The 22,168-nt window shown below is 46.7% G+C and carries 25 protein-coding genes and 1 tRNA gene; 16 read left to right on the plus strand and 10 right to left on the minus strand.

The window, feature by feature from the left end; all coding sequences use genetic code 11:
• Positions 1-30: 30 nt before the first annotated feature.
• Positions 31-534 carry a hypothetical protein gene (locus V2H45_RS02450; RefSeq protein WP_330482022.1) on the plus strand — a complete coding sequence of 168 codons (504 nt, stop codon included), beginning with the start codon at positions 31-33 and terminating at the stop codon, positions 532-534.
• Between the two features lie 12 nt (positions 535-546).
• Here V2H45_RS02450 and V2H45_RS02455 read toward each other — a convergent pair whose 3' ends face one another.
• Both V2H45_RS02455 and V2H45_RS02460 read right to left on the minus strand, forming a co-directional pair.
• Positions 547-1,851 (minus strand): bifunctional folylpolyglutamate synthase/dihydrofolate synthase, encoded by a 1,305-nt coding sequence (locus V2H45_RS02455; protein WP_330482023.1) that lies wholly within the window; start codon positions 1,849-1,851, stop codon positions 547-549.
• Positions 1,852-1,892: 41 nt separating this feature from the next.
• Positions 1,893-2,804 (minus strand): CoB--CoM heterodisulfide reductase iron-sulfur subunit B family protein, encoded by a 912-nt coding sequence (locus V2H45_RS02460; protein ID WP_330482024.1) that lies wholly within the window; start codon positions 2,802-2,804, stop codon positions 1,893-1,895.
• A 197-nt stretch (positions 2,805-3,001) separates the two neighbouring features.
• Between V2H45_RS02460 and V2H45_RS02465 the strand changes: the two genes are divergently transcribed.
• On the plus strand, positions 3,002-3,289 hold the full coding sequence (locus V2H45_RS02465; protein WP_330482025.1) for a hypothetical protein: 288 nt from the start codon (positions 3,002-3,004) through the stop codon (positions 3,287-3,289).
• A gap of 129 nt (positions 3,290-3,418) precedes the next feature.
• Entirely contained in the window at positions 3,419-3,601 is a 183-nt protein-coding gene (rpmF, locus tag V2H45_RS02470; RefSeq protein WP_330482026.1) for a 50S ribosomal protein L32, read from the plus strand.
• Positions 3,602-3,780: 179 nt separating this feature from the next.
• On the opposite strand, the gene V2H45_RS02475 is transcribed toward rpmF, so the two are convergent.
• Positions 3,781-5,226: a carotenoid oxygenase family protein gene (locus V2H45_RS02475; RefSeq protein WP_330482027.1), complete on the minus strand. Its 1,446-nt coding sequence runs from the start codon at positions 5,224-5,226 to the stop codon at positions 3,781-3,783.
• Between the two features lie 81 nt (positions 5,227-5,307).
• Between V2H45_RS02475 and ubiE the strand changes: the two genes are divergently transcribed.
• On the plus strand, positions 5,308-6,036 hold the full coding sequence (gene ubiE, locus V2H45_RS02480) for a bifunctional demethylmenaquinone methyltransferase/2-methoxy-6-polyprenyl-1,4-benzoquinol methylase UbiE (RefSeq protein ID WP_330482028.1): 729 nt from the start codon (positions 5,308-5,310) through the stop codon (positions 6,034-6,036).
• Here ubiE and V2H45_RS02485 read toward each other — a convergent pair.
• Complete coding sequence (locus V2H45_RS02485) at positions 6,025-6,309, minus strand: DUF7734 family protein (protein ID WP_330482029.1); 285 nt, start codon at positions 6,307-6,309, stop codon at positions 6,025-6,027. The two genes, ubiE and V2H45_RS02485, sit on opposite strands and share 12 nt — an antisense overlap.
• 223 nt (positions 6,310-6,532) lie before the next feature.
• Here V2H45_RS02485 and V2H45_RS02490 point away from each other — a divergent pair, with 223 nt between their 5' ends.
• From V2H45_RS02490 to V2H45_RS02505, 4 genes are all read left to right on the plus strand, one after another.
• Positions 6,533-8,263 carry a hypothetical protein gene (locus tag V2H45_RS02490; protein ID WP_330482030.1) on the plus strand — a complete coding sequence of 577 codons (1,731 nt, stop codon included), beginning with the start codon at positions 6,533-6,535 and terminating at the stop codon, positions 8,261-8,263.
• A 69-nt stretch (positions 8,264-8,332) separates the two neighbouring features.
• The gene (locus tag V2H45_RS02495; protein WP_330482031.1) at positions 8,333-8,800 is read left to right on the plus strand and encodes a type III secretion system chaperone; all 468 of its coding nucleotides are present in this window, start codon (positions 8,333-8,335) and stop codon (positions 8,798-8,800) included.
• Positions 8,801-8,904: 104 nt separating this feature from the next.
• Positions 8,905-9,876, plus strand: coding sequence for an N-acetylmuramoyl-L-alanine amidase (locus tag V2H45_RS02500; protein ID WP_330482032.1), 972 nt, complete (start codon positions 8,905-8,907; stop codon positions 9,874-9,876).
• 191 nt (positions 9,877-10,067) lie between these two features.
• Positions 10,068-11,363, plus strand: a complete 1,296-nt coding sequence (locus V2H45_RS02505) for a dihydrolipoamide acetyltransferase family protein (RefSeq protein ID WP_330482033.1) — start codon at positions 10,068-10,070, stop codon at positions 11,361-11,363.
• Between the two features lie 90 nt (positions 11,364-11,453).
• On the opposite strand, the gene V2H45_RS02510 is transcribed toward V2H45_RS02505, so the two are convergent.
• A complete protein-coding gene (locus V2H45_RS02510; RefSeq protein ID WP_330482034.1) occupies positions 11,454-12,338 on the minus strand; it encodes a M23 family metallopeptidase in 885 nt (294 codons plus the stop codon).
• A 361-nt stretch (positions 12,339-12,699) separates the two neighbouring features.
• On the opposite strand from V2H45_RS02510, the gene V2H45_RS02515 reads away from it, so the two are divergent.
• Positions 12,700-12,975, plus strand: a complete 276-nt coding sequence (locus V2H45_RS02515) for a glutaredoxin family protein (protein WP_330482035.1) — start codon at positions 12,700-12,702, stop codon at positions 12,973-12,975.
• 34 nt (positions 12,976-13,009) lie between these two features.
• On the opposite strand, the gene V2H45_RS02520 is transcribed toward V2H45_RS02515, so the two are convergent.
• Both V2H45_RS02520 and V2H45_RS02525 read right to left on the minus strand, forming a co-directional pair.
• Positions 13,010-14,305: an aldehyde dehydrogenase family protein gene (locus V2H45_RS02520; protein WP_330482036.1), complete on the minus strand. Its 1,296-nt coding sequence runs from the start codon at positions 14,303-14,305 to the stop codon at positions 13,010-13,012.
• A gap of 40 nt (positions 14,306-14,345) precedes the next feature.
• Positions 14,346-14,762 (minus strand): hypothetical protein, encoded by a 417-nt coding sequence (locus V2H45_RS02525; RefSeq protein WP_330482037.1) that lies wholly within the window; start codon positions 14,760-14,762, stop codon positions 14,346-14,348.
• A 175-nt stretch (positions 14,763-14,937) separates the two neighbouring features.
• Between V2H45_RS02525 and V2H45_RS02530 the strand changes: the two genes are divergently transcribed.
• A tRNA-Leu gene (locus V2H45_RS02530) sits at positions 14,938-15,018 on the plus strand.
• 69 nt (positions 15,019-15,087) lie between these two features.
• Here the strand turns inward: V2H45_RS02530 and V2H45_RS02535 are convergent.
• Positions 15,088-16,023, minus strand: coding sequence for an SPFH domain-containing protein (locus V2H45_RS02535; protein ID WP_330482038.1), 936 nt, complete (start codon positions 16,021-16,023; stop codon positions 15,088-15,090).
• 71 nt (positions 16,024-16,094) lie between these two features.
• Positions 16,095-16,607, minus strand: a complete 513-nt coding sequence (locus tag V2H45_RS02540) for an NfeD family protein (RefSeq protein WP_330482039.1) — start codon at positions 16,605-16,607, stop codon at positions 16,095-16,097.
• A gap of 253 nt (positions 16,608-16,860) precedes the next feature.
• On the opposite strand from V2H45_RS02540, the gene V2H45_RS02545 reads away from it, so the two are divergent.
• The 6 genes from V2H45_RS02545 (at position 16,861) to V2H45_RS02570 (ending at position 21,127) form a co-directional block, all read left to right on the plus strand.
• Positions 16,861-17,694 (plus strand): ABC transporter ATP-binding protein, encoded by an 834-nt coding sequence (locus V2H45_RS02545; protein WP_408648702.1) that lies wholly within the window; start codon positions 16,861-16,863, stop codon positions 17,692-17,694.
• On the plus strand, positions 17,597-18,523 hold the full coding sequence (locus V2H45_RS02550) for an ABC transporter permease (RefSeq protein ID WP_330482041.1): 927 nt from the start codon (positions 17,597-17,599) through the stop codon (positions 18,521-18,523). Before V2H45_RS02545 ends, V2H45_RS02550 begins: the two co-directional genes overlap by 98 nt.
• 9 nt (positions 18,524-18,532) lie before the next feature.
• A complete protein-coding gene (locus V2H45_RS02555) occupies positions 18,533-19,081 on the plus strand; it encodes a MarR family winged helix-turn-helix transcriptional regulator (RefSeq protein WP_330482042.1) in 549 nt (182 codons plus the stop codon).
• Between the two features lie 22 nt (positions 19,082-19,103).
• The gene (locus V2H45_RS02560) at positions 19,104-20,459 is read left to right on the plus strand and encodes an MFS transporter (protein WP_330482043.1); all 1,356 of its coding nucleotides are present in this window, start codon (positions 19,104-19,106) and stop codon (positions 20,457-20,459) included.
• Positions 20,449-20,820 carry a VOC family protein gene (locus V2H45_RS02565; RefSeq protein ID WP_330482044.1) on the plus strand — a complete coding sequence of 124 codons (372 nt, stop codon included), beginning with the start codon at positions 20,449-20,451 and terminating at the stop codon, positions 20,818-20,820. The genes V2H45_RS02560 and V2H45_RS02565 overlap by 11 nt, the downstream gene beginning before the upstream one ends.
• A gap of 106 nt (positions 20,821-20,926) precedes the next feature.
• Positions 20,927-21,127 (plus strand): hypothetical protein, encoded by a 201-nt coding sequence (locus V2H45_RS02570; protein ID WP_330482045.1) that lies wholly within the window; start codon positions 20,927-20,929, stop codon positions 21,125-21,127.
• Positions 21,128-21,189: 62 nt separating this feature from the next.
• On the opposite strand, the gene V2H45_RS02575 is transcribed toward V2H45_RS02570, so the two are convergent.
• Positions 21,190-21,951: a class I SAM-dependent methyltransferase gene (locus tag V2H45_RS02575; RefSeq protein WP_330482046.1), complete on the minus strand. Its 762-nt coding sequence runs from the start codon at positions 21,949-21,951 to the stop codon at positions 21,190-21,192.
• Between the last annotated feature and the right edge of the window lie 217 nt (positions 21,952-22,168).

Here is a 22,168-nt window from a genome sequence, read left to right on the forward strand (position 1 = left end):
CCCATTGATTATGTTCAAACAAGATAAATTATGTCCCAAAACGATAGTTTTCTCGATCGACAAATCGCTTTATTAATCAAGAATGCACCTAAAGATGGAGCGACACCGGGGGCAGTGAATTTAGTTGCTTCGGTATTAAAAGCGATCGCCAATCGACTCAGACATCTCAACTATTTTGTCCTTCAAGATCGTTATGGTGGTTGGTTGCTAACAACGCTGAGCAATCGAGAATCCCCTGATATTGAAAAGACGGTTGTCTATGCCTACTGCAGTCGCACTGTGGCAAATCTTGAATGCTTAAAACTTGCCAGTCGAGATATCGAATGTATGGAATATGGCATTATCGATATTCTGTTCCGTCTGATCGGTCTCAAGCAAGTAGATAGCTTGATCGTGTTCGATCATCCTACTAATGCACAGCAGGGAACAGAGATTGCTCGTCAAGATTTAGAGAAGCTCTGCGAAAAACAAATTAAGCGGGTCAAGTTCAGCCACCGCAAGTTACAAGAAATGAAGGATTCTACTTTGTGTTAATCGGCGATCGCTTCAGCCATTTTTGCTAAGAAACTGTCCGATCAGATAGAGAGAACCGCATAGGATGACTGGATAATACTGAGATTCATACTCGCAGAAAGCCGCATCTAGTCCTGACTCTAAATCTGGATAGGCTGTCGGAGGTTCTTTTACGATTGTTGCCCCCAACTTTGCAAGCATCTCTGGGTCGGCAGTCTGATGAAAAGGAACGGGCACGGTAATCAGTCTATCCTGAGAATGCAATAAAGCGTGGAGAATGCCAAGGTGATCTTTGGTATCTAACATACCGATTACCCAGCGTCTAGGTTGGTTGGGGAAAGCACGATCGACAAACTCGCGCAGGTATTCAGCCGCCGCGACATTATGGGCTCCATCGATCAATAATTTATGCGTTCTTTTTTGCCCACCAGAGGACTGTTGATATTCTACCCATTGCAATCTTCCTAACCATTGGGTTCGTCGCATGCCTTCTGTTACAGCGGACTCGGGGATTTCCCATCCCTGCGTTCTTAGCGCTTGGATGGTTCCTAATGCGATCGCGGAATTCATCAACTGATGTTTGCCTAAAAGCGGCAAAGGATAGGTAATCCCTTCCCATACCGCTAAATTCTCTAGGCTTGAGTCTAGCGTAGATTCCGAACTGAATGCTGTGGAGTTAATTGCTGTAGCACCATGTACCCAGGTAACAGGACAGTGATTCGCCTCTACTTTATCTCGCATGACAGCAACGGCTTCAGGCGGCAGTTCCCCAATTACGACAGGGCAGGAAGGTTTAATGATTCCAGCTTTTTCGGATGCGATCGCTGCCAAGGTCGAACCTAATCTTTGCCAGTGTTCCATACTAATGGATGTGATCACCGAAACTAGGGGGCGATCGCACACATTGGTCGCGTCTAATCTGCCACCCAAACCTGTTTCAATCACCGCGACATCAACTTGGCGATCGGCGAAATACCACCAAGCAGCAGCCGTAATTACTTCAAACTGCGTGGGTGGATGTTGGGGCTGAATCGCTTGCTTGACTTGCATGAGTGCTTTCAACAAATCTTCTGAAGCAATCCATTGGTCATTAATACAAATACGTTCTCGCCAATCGACCAAATGAGGCGAAATATACCGACCGACACGGAAGCCAGCCATTTCCAAGATAGACGAAACATAGGCACAGACGGAGCCTTTGCCATTGGTTCCCGCTACGTGGATCGCAGGAACTCTCTGGTGAGGATTTCCTAAATCGGCTAAAAGCTGAGTAATTCGCTCTAAACCCAGATGAATTCCAAATTTACCAAAGCTAGCGAGAAATTCATCTGGGGTCATAATAAGGTCAATACAAGGTCAATACAAGGATTTTAGAATTCCTAGATCAAAATCCTAAGAATGGGAACGGTTGAGACAATATGGCGATTTAATCCTAACGTAACAGGATCGATACCCAAAGCCAGTCCTATCAACTGTGGTAGATGCAAAATCGGGATTCCTAACTTTTGTCCAATAACTTTCTCTACTTCTGGTTGACGCGAATCAAGATTTAAGTGGCATAGGGGGCAGGGTGTCACAATGCAGTCTGCTCCAGCGGCGATCGCTGCCGATAGATGTCTTCCTGCCATGGAGAATGAAGCATTGGTAGCATAGCTAGAAATCGGCCAGCCGCAGCATTGCACGCGCCCCTCGTAATAGACGGGCGTGGCGCCGAGGGCACGGAACACATTCTCTAGAGACTCTGGTTTGTAAGGGTCGTCAAAACGAGTCACTGTCTGGGCGCGGAGGAGGTAACAACCATAAAAAGAGGCACATTTAAGCGCTGTGAGCGGACGCTTCACTTTCTGTTGTAGTCGTTCTATGCCATAATCGCGAATCAAAATCCATAACAGGTGCAGAACTTCCGTCGTTCCTTGAAAATGTCGATCTTCGGCGCTCAGGAATTCATTCACTTCGTCACGTCGCGCCGAATCTGTAAACTTCAATTTATCATTCACGCGCCCAAGCACGCCTTGGCAGGTACTGCATTGGGTCATCAGGGGAAGTTTAAGTTCTTCTGCCAAACTAATATTCCGCGCATTTACGGTATCTTCCATCAGCTCATCAGTCTCTTTAAATGTGCCTGAGCCACAACAGGAAGCTTGATGCAATTCCACTAGTTCAATTTCCAAAGCCGCCGCGATCGCAATGGTCGAAGCATGTAATTCTTTGCAAGCCCCTTTGGCAACGCAGCCAGGATAATAGGCATATTTGAGCGGCTGGGTTACTTTTGGTAGCTGGGTGTTGGTCATAGGAATGTGGGAAGTGTGCGCTTGACTATTATCTCTGGTGCAAAAACAAATCGAGCGGAATATTTGGTTTAAGTTAACACTTACTCAAATTGCAGCACGCTTCATAAATTATTTTGCAAGAAAGGCTTTTTCCCAAAAAACTCGTTTATACTTTTTAAAGAAATTATTCCGAACATCTCGTACCAACAATCTACCCAATGTCACAAGCCTGTAAAGAGGATAACCATCAAGGGAATTGCTGCTTTGTTGTCGATCCAACCGACCCGTTTCGCTATGTATGTTTGAAATGTGGTCTAGAACGCTCGATCAAAAAGAAAGAAGAATTTAAAAAGAAAAAACCGAATATTCCGATTAATCAGTTTATGTTTCTCGGTGTATTGATCGCTGGGCTTTTACTGCTTTTGTATAACGCCCAAGAGGAAAATCAGCATCAAGGCACGAGCAATCAAGACCGCAGTAATGTAACGCAAGCACCAAGAAAGTAATTTTCAGAGCAGGATTTTAGGTTCGGTGCAATGTTATAGTTATAAATCGCGATCGCAAACTAAAGACATGGCTTAGAATAAAAAAGCCGAAAAATTTACCGACTCATATCAAAAACATAAAGCAAAGTCATGGCAGTCCCCAAGAAACGCACATCAAAGTCCAAAAAGAATATTCGTAAAGCAGCTTGGAAGCGCAAGGCTGGCGTAGCAGCACAAAAAGCGATTTCTTTAGGCAAATCAATTTTGACAGGTCAAAACAAAGGATTTATCTATCCTTTAGCTGCGGAAGAAGGAGACGAGGACGAGGAGTAAGTAGCCTCATCTTAGGCTTTACCAAATACTTCACCACATATTTTGGTAGGGACGAACGGCTGTTCGCCCCTATTTTCATTTTGCACTCTTCCGCGAAGCGACTTCCGCAGGGTAGGGAGAAGATCGAAAATCAAGGCTCCTCCCCTTTGCAAGGGGAGGCTGGGTGGGGTATTGAGGGGTTAATGCCAGATTTCGGGGGTGAAATTGCCATGTAGACCATAGGGGACATGGTGTTTCAGGTGCAAGGTTGCTACAGGTGCAGCCGCGATATTTTGAGCGTCGAGAATAACGACATCGGAGCGATCGCGTTCAGCATTAAAGATCAGCGTAATGATCCAGCCATCATCTTCGACACTCGTAGTTGAGGCATTGCGTGGCACAAACACAGGCTCTCCGATAAAGCCCCTTGGGGCAAAGCTATGTGCTTCTTGCTTGCCCGTGGCTAGGTCGATTTTGAGAATTGCTTGGAGTGGGGCATTGCCTGTAGGTTGAGCGATCGCGCCAATATAGGCATAACGGTAAGGCTGCCCCACACAGCGCGGATGAATTGTGGGAAATTCACAGGAGCGATCGAGCAAAATTTCACGGCTGACGCTGCCCGTCCTGAGATCGATTCGATAACGACAGAGTTTCCCCGGAACTACCGTGTCAAAATTCACATTCTTATAATCAACATTGGGCTCTAGCTTGGGATAGTCCTGATAGCACACCGAATCTAGGATGATTTCGTCCCCTTGCTCAAAGGCATTACAGTGGTGAAACACAAACCCGGGGTCGGTTTCTAAGGTTGTCAGTTTGCCCGAGCGATCGAATAGCAGAATTTTTGTCGGTGTATTGGGTTTGAGATCGATACAAGCCCCTGCTGTTTTCAAGCCAAGGATAAATGGCAGTGTATTAAACGCGACTGGATTCTGTAAAAAGATGCGGTAGTTAGGGGTATAGGCAAAATCATGTAGAAAGCAGAATCCCGACACTTTTTGGCTGCAAGATTCCGTCAGTTCGCCTTGAGGGTCGATCTTATAGATCGTAATGGTTGACTTTGGTCCTGCCTCGACACCAAAAGCCCAGAGATCTCCAGTCTCAGGGTCGAGTCTAGGATGCGCTGTGAATGCCTTTCCTGCTGCTAAAGTCCCGTTAAATGTTTCTACCCCAAGCGTGTCAAGGGTTTTAGGATCGAGTCGATAGGGTAAGCTAGCCTCCCATAAAGCCAAAAGCCTCTTCCCGTGGTAGATGACGTTAGTGTTGGCAATATTCTTGAGCTTGAGATCGAACAGATTTTGCCACCAGCCCCCCGGCTTTTGCGTCCCAAAGACGCCACGATAGAGAATGCGCCCCTCTTTTTGCTCGGCAAGAAATTCGGGAGTTTTGACAAAGCTATTGGCGAAGTGGGCTTTGCCTTGGGTGAAAGCGATCGCGCAGATCATGCCGTCCCCATCAAAGGGGTGTCCGTAAGCTTGACCGTTGACATCGAGCAAACCAGGCCCATTCCGAAACAGCGTGCCCTGCAATTCTGATGGAATTTCTCCCTCAATCTCATCGATCCAGTAACTCTGCTCGGTACGTAAAGATTGATAGCCCTTCTGCCAATCTTCTCTTGTGAAGCTGGGACTTGTCGCCTGAACCATAAAGATAAGTAAAGTTATTTTACTTTAGTTTAACTTATGCCGATCTAGTATGAGGATTAGGTAAGCAGTCATTCAATCCCTATGTCTTCCTTTACATCTCAACCCAACGCTCCCAACAGCACCTCTGCGACCGAAGTGCGTCAAATCTTTAACCGCATTGCTCCAATCTACGATCGCCTCAACGACTGGCTCAGTTTGGGGCAGCATCGGATTTGGAAAAAAATGGCGGTGTCATGGGGAAATCCACAACTAGGGCAAACTTGGCTCGATCTTTGTTGCGGCAGTGGGGATGTTGCGGCACTGTTAGCGCGACGAGTCGCACCGACGGGGCATGTGTTTGGTGTTGATTTCTCAAAGGAGCTATTGGCGATCGCAGCCCAAAAACACCTACCAAGCTTACAAAAATCCATAACTTGGCAAGAAGGCGATGCTCTAGCTTTAGATTTTGCGGATGCCACCTTTGACGGAGCCACGATCGCTTACGGACTTCGCAACGTGATCGATATTCCCAAATGCTTTGCGGAGTTACATCGCGTGTTGAAATCAGGCGCAAATGTGGCGATTTTAGATTTTCATCGTCCCAGCGATCCGACATTGGTCAAGTTTCAGGAATTTTACCTAGCGAATATCGTCGTGCCGATGGCAAAACAACAGAACGTCGAAGCGGACTATGCCTATATTGCCCCCAGTATCGAGAGATTTCCTATTGGTTCCGAGCAGGTAAAGTTGGCAAAAAATGCAGGCTTTAGCCAAGCCACCCATTATCCAATCGTAAATGGCATGATGGGAATTTTGGTGTTACAGAAGTAGCTGAAAGGCTTCCCAGCTTAGGTCTTGCTGAATATATTGCGGGTTACTGGGGTTGTAGGGCGCTTTGGCGCGATCGATGCTGACGATCTTCGCTGTTTCAGGAATGATGGGAATATCGGGATCGAAGGTTGTAGGGTGCATCAAAGAACTAGAGAAACCTTTAAAAATCGCCACTTCATCAACTTCGCCCGCCAGTTCGAGTTTGACCAACAAGACCTCATGGGGATGTGTTTCTGTGTATTGCTCTAGTTGCTGTCCCTTTCGCTCGCTCATATTTTGAATCCTATTTGCTGACACTGGTGGTTACAATAATGAAATATTTGTCAAGAAAAATCAGGTAAAACCTTACTTAATCATTCATTTCGCGATCGCAACAGGAATAAATTTTATACAAATGCTTACCCCAAAAAGGCTTGATAGATCTAAAATATATATAATTCGTGGCTTTGAAAGTACCCTCTCTGACTATGTAGCTTAGCTTTGGACAAAAAATCCTATGGGTCGATACGATACATCTGATGGGAAAAAGCCTGTTCAACAAGTTCAGCATAACCAGCCAGCCGTTACGGGCAGTCCATTGCAGATGCGACCCTTTGCCCCATATCAAGAGACTCAAGCTCAATCTTCAGCCCCCCCCAACGATCGGACGCAAGAACTAGGACATCGACTAGAGAACATTTCTTTTGCTCCCCGCCCACAGGTCGATATCATGGCAAGAAAGTGGGAGGGTATCAAAGCAGCTTATCAGGCAAAAATTCAGGCAAAACAAGCGATCGGAACTGAGCCAGAGGTAGAGCGATCGCCAGAGCAGCCAGAACAAACAGAACAGCAAGAGCAAGTAGTACAGAGAAGTTCTGTGCTTAGCTCAGAGGACATTCCGATCGATCGTGGCGCGATCGCTGACACTTCCATTCAGCGATTGATGAGTGCAGAGGATTTTAAAAAGGCAACCAGCGTTAAATTTCACAGAAGAAATAGAATTGCCAAAATAGATGAAATTCTTGAAGCCATTGAAAAAACTGGAGCAGACCGAATCCTACTTTCCGAACTGCTCGATGCTATTGATGACTGGTTAAAAGTTGCAGACGAAGAAAGCGATCGCAGAGAAGGCGTGAACAAATTGCGACAGGAAGCCACTGCGGAAATTGAGAAGATCGGTGCTCCCCCCAGTGAAGATATGGACTCTGCGCCTAAAACAAGGCAAAGAAGTAATGCTTTTTCTGCAAAAGTAACTGGCGCTGGTAAGGAATATGGCAGTGACTTTAGCGATTTTGATAGCAAGCAGTTCCGTATATCGGGTCGAGCACCCAAGCGCACGATTGAAGAGGTGAAACGCAAGCAAATGGAAGATGGCACGGTGATGTATTTTGCGATGGGGCTGGTTACAGGTTTTAACGATAAGGCTCCGATGATTGCCCCTTATCCAGAACCGATCTCTTTGGGGGATTGGTATCCCAAAGTCACGCATATCAACGGAATGGCTGTAGCGCCTAAGTCGGGAATTTTGAGTGCTGCCGCTTTACAAGAGTCTGTGAATCAGGCTCTTGACGGTCAAGATGATATGGCAGTCGGACAAAGTGCGATCGACGTGCTTTACACCTATAGCGCTCAGAGAGGCAATCCGCTGGTCGATGTGTGGGATTGCCTCAAGGGCAAAGTAGAAGTCAGGGATGAAGCCACAGAAAAGCAGGAAGAAATTATGCTGGATGCGGTTCATCGCCAAGAAAGAGTTACCGTATCCGCCCACAGTCGTGGCACGATCAAAACAGACAATGCGGTCAGAAATGTCCATGAAAAATTAATTCCAGAATTTCTGCCTGAGGTCAAACAAAATCGATGGCAGGAAGTGCTGGAATATTGGCAAGCAAACGATCCGGGAATTGGACTCGATCCTGAGGATCTGGCTGAAATCAGTCTAAAAGGATTTGCGGCGGAAGCAGCTAAAAAAGCCATGAATAAATATATTCAACTGATCTATGCAGGTAATGCCGTTCAGCATCCATCCGCACTTGTTGATATCAATATGTATGTTGGTGGCTTAGATGTCGTCAGTATGTTTGTTGGAACCTATAGCGAAACGGGACGAAAAATTGATGCGGCGATCGGTACGGGCGGAACCAAGGGTTCTAAATTGCATAGTGTCGGTACAGGCAAAGGCCATGGTTTTGTGGATAATTATGTACCTGCGGTTGGTAGCGCAATTGCTAGCGATATTCAGCAACGCTAGCGATCGCAGCATTGTTCAAGAATCTAAGGATTGAATCGCAGCAAAGCAAGTGTAGTAAATTTAAGCAAAATGTCCTTAAAAACCGATCTAGATACAGCCCTGACCGAACTGAGCGAATCGTCAAATTTACCGAAAATCCTCTTAAGCGAATCAGGCTGGTGTCGCCTTTCCATACCCATGCCACCTTCGATCGTGGACTTAAAGGATGGAGAACTAAGTCTAGAAATTCAACTTTCCCCAACAGGTCGTTTCTTTTCTCTGTCAACCCCAATCGCGATAATTCCCAATCCTCCCGATCCTGCGTTTTTAGAAGCTCTTTTTAACCGTCAGCTTTATGCCAATCAAGTTTGTGGTGCTAGCTTTGCCCTCGTTCCTCAAAATGAAAATAATATTTTAGTCGTTATCTATCATTGGGTTCTAGACTCCATCACTGCAAGGCAATTCAAACAGCTTTATCAGCGTTTTCTCGTAGCCATATTCACACTAAGTCAAGAAGTCAGTAAAATGATAGAGACTTATCCCAAACGTAACGAATAAGGGAGAAAATGAAAGGTATTTTTCCCAAATTCTTATATATGGTGTAGCAATTTCGTACCCAAATTTACAGCAAGCGATCGCCTAGGAATTTCAAAATGCTAAGTATGAAATTAAAGATATTTGTCGCGATCGCTTGTTTCTTATCTGTAATTTTTCTGATCGTTTTGGTCGAGCCAGCACGAACCTATTCTGTCGCGGATGCTGACTTTGTCATCCAAAATCGAGCTAACACAGATTTTTCTGTCACTTCAAGCTACCTCAATCAGTTTGCCCCCAAACCCGGTTGTGTCTTGAAGCCCTCCGCTAATCCGCCCGATCCCTCTCTACCTGCGGCGCTAACTTCTACACCAATCTCGTTGGCTCGGTTTCGTCAAGAACCTCGTATAGCCTCATCTACAGCGAAAACCCCAGCCACAGAGGTATCCACGAGAGCTTCTAAGGTATCCGCCACATCCCTCACTGCAAGCAAAAAGACCAACGACGCACCAAAAGAGACGATCGCCTTAGCCGATCCGAGTAATTATGGCGATCGCTATCTTAAAGATCTAGCAGGTAGAACGCTCGACAATGCTCCGCTTATTGTGTTACATGAAACGGTAGGTTCGACCAGTAGCGTAATTGACTTTTTTCAGACTTTCCATTCTGATGAAAACGATCAAGCTAGCTATCACACCATGATTTCGCAAGATGGAACCATTGTCTATTTTGTGCCTCCTGACAAGCGCGCGTTTGGCGCAGGGGAATCGGTATTTCGTGGTGCTCGCGGCGAAGAAACCGTACAGACCAATCCTCGTTTTTCCAGTTCTGTCAATAACTTTGCCTATCACATTTCTCTAGAGACGCCATGGGATGGCATGCATGATGGGGAGACCCACAGTGGTTATACCAGCGCCCAATATCGCTCTTTGGCTTGGCTCGTCGCCAAAACTTCAGTAGCCCCCGATCGCATCACCACCCATAGAGCGGTAGATCGTTCGGGCACGCGCATCGACCCCAGAAGTTTCGACTTTCAGGCTTTTCAGAAATTACTGAGTAAGTATCCTAAAACCAAAGAGATCGCGATCGGGTGCGGTTAGCTCGATCGTCAATCATGCTCAAAGTCTGAAGGCTTTTTCTTACAAAGCGTTTCTGTCGATCTCGCCGACAGCTTAAGGCGGCGGGATGCATCCTGCAAGGAATCGCTGAAATCTCGCCAAAACAAGCTAAGATTTAGGTTGGCTTATGCCCGCCAGTCCTCGATTCTGTCAGTATTTTTATCAATGTCATTATGATTTACGAAATCTTCATGCCTGCTTTAAGTTCCACCATGACTGAGGGCAAGATCACCTCATGGGTCAAGTCTCCTGGCGACAAAGTTGAGAAAGGCGAGACAGTTGTGATTGTGGAATCTGACAAGGCTGACATGGACGTAGAAAGTTTCTATGAAGGCTATTTAGGTGCGATCGTCGTCCCAGCGGGTGAAGCTGCGCCTGTAGGCATGGCGATCGCCTATGTTGCCGAGACCAAAGAAGAAATTGCCGAAGCCGAAAAGAAGGTAACCAGTGCAGGTACTACCAGCACGCCCGCTGCCGCGACCGTAGCCAAGCCTGCTGAAGTCGTGTCAATTCCCGATGTTGTCGCATCAACACCTAAAGCCCCAACCGCATCGCCATCTCGATTGATTGCTTCGCCTAGAGCCAAGCGCATCGCCAAGGATAAGGGCATTGACCTCAATACAATTACAGGTACTGGTCCCAATGGTCGCGTCACAGCCGCCGATGTTGAGGCCTATCTCACACCAGAAAGTGCCCCAGCCAGCACACCTAGCACTCCTACAAGTGCTCCAGTTGCACAGCCTACGGTTCAAAGATCCCTGTCAACTGCGGCAAAAGCACCTGTTGCCCCACCTCTGGGTACAGTACAACCACTCACGACTTTCCAAAATGCCGTCGTGCGCAATATGAATGTCAGTCTGAGCATACCGACTTTCCACGTGGGCTATACGATTACAACCACTGCTCTCGACGTGCTTTACAAGCAGATCAAATCCAAGGGCGTCACCATGACCGCATTGCTGGCAAAGGCTGTAGCCACAACTTTGCAAAAGCATCCCCTCATTAATGCCGCATTTACCGATCAAGGAATTGCTTACAAGAGCGATATCAACATTGCCGTGGCCGTGGCGATGGATGACGGTGGTCTGATTACACCTGTGCTAGCCAAAGCCGATCAAACCGATATTTATACCTTGTCACGCAATTGGAAATCCTTGGTCGAACGGGCAAGAACGAAACAGCTTCAACCGGATGAGTACAGTACGGGTACATTCACAATCTCTAACTTGGGCACCTTTGGGGTTGATCGCTTTGATGCGATTTTGCCACCCAATACGGGCGCAATTTTAGCGATAGGAGCTTCTCAACCCCAAGTTGTCGCAACTGCGGATGGTGCGATCGCGGTGCGCAACCAAATGCAAGTCAATATGACCAGCGATCATCGGGTAATCTATGGCGCTCATGCAGCTCAGTTTTTAAAGGACTTGGCGAAGCTGATTGAAACGAATGCGCAATCCTTAACCCTGTAGATAACTGATAACTATAGATAACTGAAGTTAACTCTAAAGTTAACTTCCTTTACTCTATGTCTTTGCAGCCTCTGACTACAAACGTTCCATCTAATCTTTGTAGTTAGAGGCAAGGTCTAAGACAATTTGGCGAATGGGTAAGTAATCAATTGGATCGACCACGTTTTTGCCATCGGGTAAAACTTCAAAATGCAGATGGGGCCCCGTACTTCTGCCCGTGCTGCCTACCTCTGCGATCGCCTGTCCCTTGGCAATCTGTTGTCCTTTTGTTACCAAGACACGGCTAGCATGAGCATAAAAAGTCTTGCTTCCATCCGCGTGCTGAATTTCGACAAAATTGCCATAGCCGCCATTATCCCAGCCCGTATCGCTGACGATGCCATCCCCTACCGCAAACATAGGAGCACCCATTGGGGCAGCAATATCAATGCCTTTGTGCAAACGCCGTAGCCCTGTAATGGGATGAATTCGCCAGCCAAACCCTGCGGTGATTGTGCCCGTTAAAGGCCAAGTAAATTGTTTCGTACCGCTATTTAGATCGGCGGATGCTACAGACTCGGGCAACTGCATCGTCCAGCGACCGGGGGTTTTTGATTTGAGCTTGAGTTGTTTGGGGTCAAAGTTGACATCTGGGGCAAACTCAACCACGAGTCTTGCCGTACTAGGATCGACTTGCCCGACTCTTACAGACTGCACGCCATGTCCGACTCTACGTCTGACTGTTGGCCCCTTGTAGGCAATGCCTGGTAGATCGATCACAACCCGCGTTGGATTGCTAATTACGACCCCTCTAGGTTCGATGTCTTGCTCTAGGGAAAACTCAATGCGATTTTGGGTTGAATCATAAACAAAGGTCTCAAGCCGATTTGCCTGTGCTGGTGATAAAGAAAGTGGCGCACATAAGGCTGTACCGAAACAGCCAGCAAATAGCCAGCGCATTCTGTTTCCAGAGTTAGATTCTTTGGAATTAAACATCAGCATTTATGGTGTGTGTGAGCAACAAAAAACAGGAGCTAGAGGGATTAACTCTTGATTCCCCAAAGCGATCAAGGGAACGTGCGAGATTCTACACTAAATCAGAGAAAATGACCTACTTATTCTGAATTTTTCTTTAAGAAGTAGTTTTCACGCAAACTGTTCCCTTGGCAAGACCCTTGCGATAAAAGGCTTATAGCAAATAGGAATGTAGGGTTAATTTTTAGTGGATTAAAACATCTATGGTGTAAAGATTTCAGCATTCTCAAAGAAAATGCGATCGCCATGAAAGCAACGCATATAACTCGGCGACTTCTATAATTTAGGAATTAGAAAAATTAAAAGCCTTGTAAACCCAGTTATGAAGTTAATCTTGTACAGTAAGCCCGACTGTTGCCTATGCCAGAGTTTGCTGGAAAAGCTGCAAGAAGTCCTCAAGCTAAATCGCGTACAGTTTGACTTAGAAGTTAGAGAAATTACCAGCAATCTCAATTGGTTTGACAAATACGAATACGAAGTGCCCGTACTTTGTCTGTGGAATGAGAAACTAGATCCACCCCAAGAACAACAGCTACCTAGATTTCCGCCGCGATCGCCCGTATCAAAGCTGGAGCAGATATTGCAGCGATATGAGTAGAGGCGAAGCGAGTGGTGTCGAACTGAGTCGCAGCCTAGTTGCCCGTAATAATATGCTTTGTGGTGGTGAGCGCGTAGAGATCGATCATGCCGGGGTAGCGGGAAGCACCTCTAGACTTAAGGCTTGACATCCCTAGGGCAATGCGCAACATACCGCTTTCGCCAATGGTACCAAACCGATAAAAGCGATTGTGGGCATTGATATAGAGCGTGCTGCTATTCACCAAACTAGAAAATTTATGGCGTTCGGGTAAAGAGTCGGTCAAAATTACATCGGCGTGACCGCTGCTGTATTGATTGATCCAAGCGATCGCTTCATCGATGGAGTCCACCACTTTAATGGCGATCGTGTGATCTAAGTAAGCTTGTCCCCATTGGCTTTCAGATGGGATTTCACCATGATTTGGCGGTAACTTGATGCGATCGGCTTCGTTGTACTGCTCGTTTAGCAACTCGGTATAGCGGTAGTAATAAACAGCCGTGGTATCGCATCCACGCACGACCAAGCCTTGTTTTTGTAACTTATCGATCCATTCGGCTAAGCCTTTGTCAAGCCACGAGCGATGAACGATGATTTTTTCGATCGCGTTGACAGGGTCGGGCTCACCTTTGCGGCTGTTAAGAATAATCTCTTGTGCCAAGTTGAGATCGCCCGATGGCGAAATGTACATGTAGCAGTTGCCCATAACGGTGGGGAGTAGGGCAATGGTCGATTGTTTAGAAACCTGCTGCACAAAGCTAGGGCGACCATAGGGAATCACGAGGCGCAGGTATTTTTCTTGGGTAACTAAATCCTTGATCGAGCTACCTTGAGGCACATGGGTCAGGCTTGATTCTGACAAGCCGCGATCGCGGAGTACTGTTTTCACCAACTGCGCGATCGCAAGATGGGTGTGGCTGCCTTCACTGCCTCCCTTAAGAATAATGCTGTTGCCAACCTTAAAGCACATACAGGCGGCGATCAACCCTAATTGGGGAAATCCCTCATACACAAAGGCTACAGTCCCGATCGGCACGCGTCGGTAGCCTTCATAGTTCATATGAATCGCCAAGGGATCGACCATCTTTGCCAGATGGTTGAGGCATTCGATCGTATGTTGTAAGCGTTCGGGCGTGAGTTTTAGCCATTCCAGAACCAAATCTGGAATCGCCATGTCTCGACTAGCTTCGAGATCGAGTGTGTTTGCCTCAAGCAGTCGATCTTTCTCTAGCTTGACAGCTTGAGCAATATCCAGAATTAACTGATTTCTATCTTTGGACTTTACCTGAGCTAGCTGAGTTGCGGCAGCATGGGATTGATAAACGAAGCCTGTCAGGTCTTCTGGTGGCATACTCAAGCTCTCATATCGAAGAAACTAAGGTTTCAAATAATTAGAAGTCGCGACGACGCAACACTAGCACCCACCATGTTATCAAAATTAGGAGAGTTAAAAGTATACTGACGACCAAGAGGCTGGGAGGAGACCCTGAGTTTATCGCTAACAAAATCACCAATAGTGCCATGGAAGCCAGCATCATAGACACTGGTGGGTCTAGGGGATGTTTTGCGGTTGAACCACGGCTGGGTTGCCATTTAGAGCCTACCCATTGCCAAGCACGACGATAGGGGTCTATCCCGCCGAGTTGCACTAAACTATATCCGCCCTCTTCAACCACAAAGATTAAGGAGCAGCGATCGCACCCCAATGCATCTGTGAGCGTAATGGGCTGTAGCGTGCCACGTTTGCGCGGGCATGGACAGGGATAGCTTTGCTGTTGATCGATCTTTTGAGCTTTAGATATGTGCACTTGAAACCTGTAAGCGTAGCGAGGGCGTCAAAAGTTACAAAACTAGGGGTAATTACGAGATCTTAACTGATGGACTAGGTGAAATAGTAAAGATTTTTTGGGATAAATTAAATTGTTTACAATTGCACTAATTTGCTACAATCAAAAACTGTTGCACTAATTACTGCAACGACCTGCGGATGTGGCGGAATTGGTAGACGCGCTAGATTTAGGTTCTAGTGTCTTTGACGTGAAAGTTCGAGTCTTTTCATCCGCACTTAATTAAATACCCACTAGAAAAAGGTTTCAGATGTTTCATAACACCTGAAACCTTTTTCTATATAGGCTATTTTTCTTCGGGGAGATAGGGCTCGTGGGACATATCGCCAATAATAGACTTAACGCCTTCGAGGGTAGCAGGAATAGTGCGTGGATCCATAAACATGACCTTACTGCCTTCGCTTTTCCCGATCACTGTACCCATATCTAGATAACCAAGGGCAAACAAAACTTCAAAGGCTTTGGCGGCATCAGGATTGTCTTTGATCTTTTGAGAGATAATTTCGGCGGACTCAGCGATCGCGCGGGCTTTAAGAATCTGCTGTTGTCGTTCGCCTTCAGCACGGAGGATGGTCGATTTTTGGGAGGCCTCGGCAGCGAGGAGTTGTGCATCTGCCTGTCCTCTAGCTTTGTTGATCGCAGATTCTCTTTCGCCCTCAGAGGTGAGAATGGCTGCTCTTTTTTTGCGTTCTGCGGTCATTTGCAATTCCATCGACTCTTGCACTGCCTTGGCAGGGAGAATATCTCGCAGTTCGACCCGCGTCACTTTTACACCCCAAGGATCGGTTGATTCATCTAGATCGCGCAATAGCAACTCGTTGATGTGATTTCTAGCAGTAAAGGTTTGATCTAGTTCTAGATTGCCCAGCTCAGCCCGAATTTGGGTCAGCACGATATTCGTCATTGCCAAGCGCAGATTTTCCACGCGATAGAAAGCTTTTTCCATATCGATAATGCGCCAATAGATCACGGCATCTGCGGTAATTGGAACGTTGTCGCGGGTAATACATTGCTGCGGTGGAATATCTAAAACCTGCTCTTTGACTGAACCTCGATAGGCGATCGAGTCCATGATTGGAATAATGAAATTTGGTCCTGGTGAGAGTTTGCGATTGTATCTGCCAAAAGTGGCAACAAGAGCTTCTTCTCCTTGATTGACAATTTTAAGGGAATTCCACAAACCGAGGGCACTCACGATCGCTAAACCAACAATATATTCCATAGCTTTAAATTTATTTGAATTGAATAAGATCTGAGAACTGCAATTCACTTAGAATTCACTTAGTATTCATGCTAGTGTTCGCGTTCGGTCAACCAGTTTTCGGGTACGACGATTAAGGTCGTACCTTCTTTGCGCATGACATAGACTTTTTCTTCGGAGGGAATTCCAAGCTTGGGATTTTCACATCTTGCCTTCCAAGAATTTCCTTCATATTTCACCCGACCAGTCTGCCCAGGAGGAATTTCTGTAATGGTGACGCCTTCTAAAGCATCATTGAGTTTCCATGTTCCTTTAGGCACAAAGCGGCGAGAATACCAGATAAAAAATCCTGACGAGAGTATCCATAAACCGATCTGTAGGGAAATGTGGATGTAAACAATGGCTAAAACTCCTGCCACAACCAATGCCCCCAAGCCCGCTGCACCCGCAATTAGTAAGGTGGGTAAGGGAACCAATAGCTCTAAAATCAAAAGCAAGATTCCGACCATAAACCAAGATACGCTGGGCGAGAAGGTTGCAGCGTACCAAATTTTGTAATCGTTCACAGGGTTTTGTGTAGCGCCAGCAACAGTGTTAATTACCATAAGCCCTAATTTAAACTCGATCTATAGCTTACCCAAGCGATCGCGTAGATTGCATTACACAAATATGTCGAATTATTGTGGTTGGCGATCGCTGCATCCTAAAAAATAAACATCATAGGGTTGCAATCTAGCAAAATGTTAGATAGTCTAATATTTAGTTTAAATTGTTAGATTATCTAATTGTTTTATTAAAGGAGCGGCTATATCTGTGGCTAACTTGCATGGAAATACCGATCGCCATACCTCAGAGGATATGCCCCTTGACATTAACCAAGCCCAAAGCAGCGATTCGATCTTAGAAACGCGATCGCTGACGCGAGATTTTGGTCAAATGCGGGCAGTGGATAACGTCAACCTCGATGTAAAGGCAGGAGAGGTATTTGGGTTGCTAGGCCCCAACGGTGCGGGGAAAAGTACGACGATTAAAATGCTGACAACGCTACTGCCACCGAGTACGGGCAGTGCGGCGATCGCAGGGCTGGATGTGGTACGCCAAGCATCCTTAATTCGTCGGGTGATCGGCTATGTACCTCAGGCGCTATCGGCGGATGGCAGTCTGACAGGTTACGAAAATCTTCTGATCTTTTCTAAGCTCTATGACATTCCGCGCAAACATCGGGAGCCGCGCATCTGGGATGTTTTGGAATTTATGGGCTTACAGGACGCGGCACATCGGCTGGTACGTCAATATTCGGGTGGCATGATTCGGCGATTGGAAGTGGCGCAGGCGATGCTCCATCAGCCGCAGGTCCTATTTCTCGACGAACCAACCGTCGGTCTCGATCCGCTTGCCCGCAGCTATGTCTGGGCGTTGGTCAAGCAGTTACGCGCAGAATATGGCACGACGATTATTTTGACGACCCACTTTTTAGAGGAGGCCGATAGCCTCTGCGATCGCGTCGCGATCATGCAAGCAGGCAAAGTTGTGGTCACAGGCATACCCAGTGAATTAAAAGCTTCTCTCAATCGAGAAAATACCACGTTGGACGATGTTTTCATCCATTACACAGGCGATCAAATCACCACAGGAGGAACCAATTATCGTGAAGTATCCAGAACTCGGCGCACGGCTCGACGATTGGGATAATGCATCCCAACGAGGGATAAGTCGCTTTAGACGACGGCAGCTTTGGTGGCAAGCGATCGCCGAATTTGTGACAAAAACCTTGGTGATTACGGAACTCGAAGTTCGGAAATTGCGCCATGATGCCACCGATCTGATTGTCAGGGCAGTGCAACCTGTCCTATGGTTATTGATTTTCGGGCAGGTATTTACGCGCATTCGCGGAATTCCGACCAATGGCTTACCCTACCTAGACTTTATGGCAGCGGGCATTCTCGCGCAAAGCGTGCTGTTTGTGGCAATTTTTAGTGGTGGCATGTCTCTAATTTGGGAACGGGATTTGGGGCTGGTACATAAATTTTTGGTCAGTCCTACACCTCGCAGTGCCATTGTTTTAGGCAAAGGGATCGCCTCGGGCATTCGCTGTTTATCGCAGGTCGTGGTGGTTTATCTACTGTCTTTTGTGTTAGGCGTACAGCTTAATTTCAATGTAATTCCTATGTTAGGCGTTTTGCTCATCGTGTTACTGGGCGCAGCTTGCTTCTCGATTTTTTCGATTATCATTGCCTGTGTAATCAAGTCTCGCGAAGGGTTTAACGGGATGGGACAATTGATGACGATGCCCTTGTTTTTTGCCAGCAATGCGATCTATCCGATCGAGATCATGCCGGGATGGTTGCAGGTAATTTCGCACATTAACCCACTGACCTATGAGGTTGATGCCCTGCGCGGCGTTATGCTTTTGCACGGTACGAGTATCTATGGTTATGGCTTTGATGCAGCAATTTTGTTGGCTGTTCTCGTTACGCTGACCTCGATCGGCGGACGTTTATATCGTCAAGTGGGAATGTAACGGGATAGAATGACTTGGCATATCGTCAAAATTAAGCCAAGAGTTAACCATCCAATGGGATCGCCAAAATCTGTTCGCCCAAAAGCTTCAAAGTCTACTGCGCCAGTTATTGACTCCACGTTGTCAAAACAATGTGCGGCAAAAGTGATGGAAACAATTCCTTTGGTGATGCGGTTTATTCGGGCTGATATGCGCGATCGCAAGGCAACAGAACTATCGGTTCCGCAATTTCGCACCTTGGCTTTTCTCGATCGCAATCCTGGTGCTTCCCTTGCCGAACTCTCAGAGCATTTGGGCGTTACCTGCGCCACTGCCTCTGCCAATACCGAACGGCTCGTACAACGCAGCTTTGTACATCGCTGCGACCACCCATCGGAACGTCGTCGCGTTTCGCTAAAACTGACCCCATCAGGAAAAGCCCATCTCGACCAAGCCAGAGATTTAACCCGTGCTTATATTGCCGATCTGCTGGACTCGCTCACAGAGGAGCAGATTGCCAAAATTGATGACAGTTTAGCGCTGCTCTATCAGGTGTTTGCCTCAAAATCTACGCCGTAAGGCTTTAATCACTGCAACAACTATGAGTTCTCACCAGAAAATCTCCCCAAAACATTCTCCTGAAGACTCTTCTCAAGATACTCCGACTGCGCCTCCCTCCGATCGCGATGCCTTTGCGGCGCTGCGATTTCGCGATTTTCGGCTATTTGCGATCGGGCGCATTTTGATTTTTACTTCTTTCCAAATGCAAACGGTGGCACTGGGATGGGAAATTTACGATCGCACGGGCTCGGCTTTGGCGTTAGGTGGGGTGGGACTGGCACAGGTTTTGCCCATGATTCTCTTGACCCTGTTTGCAGGACATGTCGCCGATCGCCAAGATCGGAAAAGGACAATCCTATTCGCGATTGGTTTGTTGATTCTCTGTTCCCTCGGCTTGGCGATGGTTTCCTATCGTCAGGGAGCGATCGCGTGGATCTATACCCTGCTAGTTCTGATTGGCATGAGTCGAGCCTTTCTCAAACCTGCGAGCGATGCCTTTATTTGGCAATTGATTCCCGTCAGTGTCTTTACCAATGCCGCCACTTGGAATAGTAGTAGCTTTCAGATTGCTGCTGTGGCTGGACCTGCTCTGGGAGGATTGGCGATCGCTGCCCTCGGCAGTGCCACAGGGGTATATTTACTCGCAGCCCTTGCCGCGATTCTCTGCTTTGGCTCAGTGCTGCTGATTCCCATTCGTCCCGTCACCCATCGTTCGGAACCGATATCCCTCAAAGCCCTATCCGCAGGGTTCAAATTTGTTTGGCAAAACCAACTGGTGTTGGCAGCGATTTCCCTCGATCTATTTGCAGTGCTACTAGGTGGCGCGACGGCTTTACTTCCCATCTTTGCCAAAGATATCCTCCAAGTTGGGCCTTTAGAACTGGGCTATCTACAGGCTGCGCCTTCCATTGGTGCGCTGATTATGGCGGTGGCGATCGCCCATCTACCACCCTTTCGCCGTGCAGGACTAGCGATGCTCTGGTCAGTCTTAGGATTTGGCATTGTCACAATTGTATTTGGTTTGTCCCGCTGGTTTTGGCTCTCTCTGTTGATGTTGGCTTTTACCGGCGCGTTGGACATGATCAGCGTTGTCATCCGTCATACCCTCGTGCAGATTCGCACCCCCGAACATTTGCGCGGGCGCGTCGCTGCGGTCAATAGTATTTTTATCAGTGCCTCCAACGAGCTTGGTGGTTTTGAGTCAGGTCTGGCGGCAGCGGCATTTGGCCCTGTGATTGCGGTGGTTGGGGGTGGCATTGGCACAATCGTAGTGGTCTTTGCTACCCTTGGGCTTTTCCCTAGCCTTAAAAATCTCGGTGCGTTGGAAGATTACAGAGAGAAAGAATCAGATTCCTTAGAAACGACAGAATTAGGAGAAAAAGAAAGTGTGGCTTAAAGCGATCGATCATATTCAAGTTACTTCAACCCCTGACTTAGAGGATGCCATGCGCTTTTTTTATGGGCAGGTTCTCGGTTTATCGGAACTACCCAAGCCTGTTGCACTAAAGGCTGTGGCAGGTGCGTGGTATCAGTTGGGCAATACGCAGGTTCATATTGCAACGGAACCAGAAATCTATAATGCAGAAACTAGAAGACACATCGGTTTTCAGGTTGAGGATCTAGAGGCTTTTCGGCAACATTTGCAATCGCTGGCTGTCGAAATTATTCCCGATCGCCAACCCATAGAAGGCTGCGATCGCTTTTATCTCCGCGATCCCGGTGGCAATCGCCTTGAAATTCTCACCTATCACTTTTAGTTATCGTTTTGCAAAAGAAGACTGTTTGTTGTTTTTGTCAAACTGGATACAATATAGACAGGATCTAATAAGCTTTTCACAAATTGGAAAGAGGGGCGGAAGTTCTATGTTTGAGCATCTTAGAGAGACTCGTTACCAAGAAGGGTGTCGCGATCGCGATCGGGGGATTTTGCCAAGTCAGGATGATTCTGTTTACTTGGAAGGCTATTTAAAGGGAAGACCTGAAGGATTAGATGGAATTATGCAATATTTTCCTACTGTAGAAGATTTCATGAAATGGAAATACACAAACTCTTCCAATCTGTAGGTAAAGCTGTGCCGCAACTTTTTTGAGGGAGCATAGAACTCAAACCCCAACTTGTTGTAATTTTAACGAGAATTGGTATTCTTTACGACAGAACTCATTGATTTTTGCGATCGCTTATCAGTGCATTGATACTTTGCATAGTAGATATTGGCTCCGAGGAGGAACTGCGCATCTGTTTTGAGTTCGCTGACTAGTAAAGGGAAGGGATCTAAAACGCAGTATTTGTCGGCAAAAGCTCGATAACGTTGAAGGCTAGACAACAATATATGAGCGAACTCAAAAGCTGCAACTTTTAGATTGACCCGTTCGCTTTCAACCATTAATTCTGTAAAGCTAGAGATATCTGAAAAGTTGATACGATGGTCGTAGGCGGATTGGGTTTTCTGGGCGTCTATACCCCATTGCTGTAAAGACTCCTCAAGTAAGATTTCAAAATCGTAGGGTATAATTATAGCTTCGCTTCGACAAACTCTTTTGAGTTCCTTAACTGTGGCTTCTGTTTTCGCATAAAAGAGAGAACCTGCGAAGGTCACAATGTCAATAGAACTATCTAATAGAGGTATGCTGTCACCTGCACCTTTTAAATAAATGACCTTTTCGTGTTTTGTGGCTCGATCTAGCATTGACTGGCTGGGATCGATCGCATGGACATGCTGGCAATATTTGGTCAGTGCGATCGCGGAGTAACCCGTTCCACATCCTATATCTAACCCATTGGCAAAGGCTTCTTGATTGGATAGCACTCGCCCTAAAATCATCTGATGGAACGGAGGACGATAAGCAGCATAATGGCTTGCCACCACCTGATTGTATTGTTCACTCATAGAATACTTCGCGATTTGCTTTCTCTCGTCCTAATAGAACTCATAGTCCTAAGCTTTTAGCCATATCTTCGTACAATTGCTTAAATGATGATTCTAAGTCCGATTGAACAAGAAACTCCTGTCTTTCTCCAGTTGCGAAATCCAGAAGGCGATATGCAATAACTCTTAGTACAGGACAAAACCTTGCAATAAAGACAGAAGAGGGGTTTCATAGGAA

The sequence above is a fragment of the Tumidithrix elongata BACA0141 genome (genome assembly GCF_036349135.1).
In the GTDB taxonomy this organism is placed as follows: domain Bacteria; phylum Cyanobacteriota; class Cyanobacteriia; order Pseudanabaenales; family Pseudanabaenaceae; genus Tumidithrix; species Tumidithrix elongata.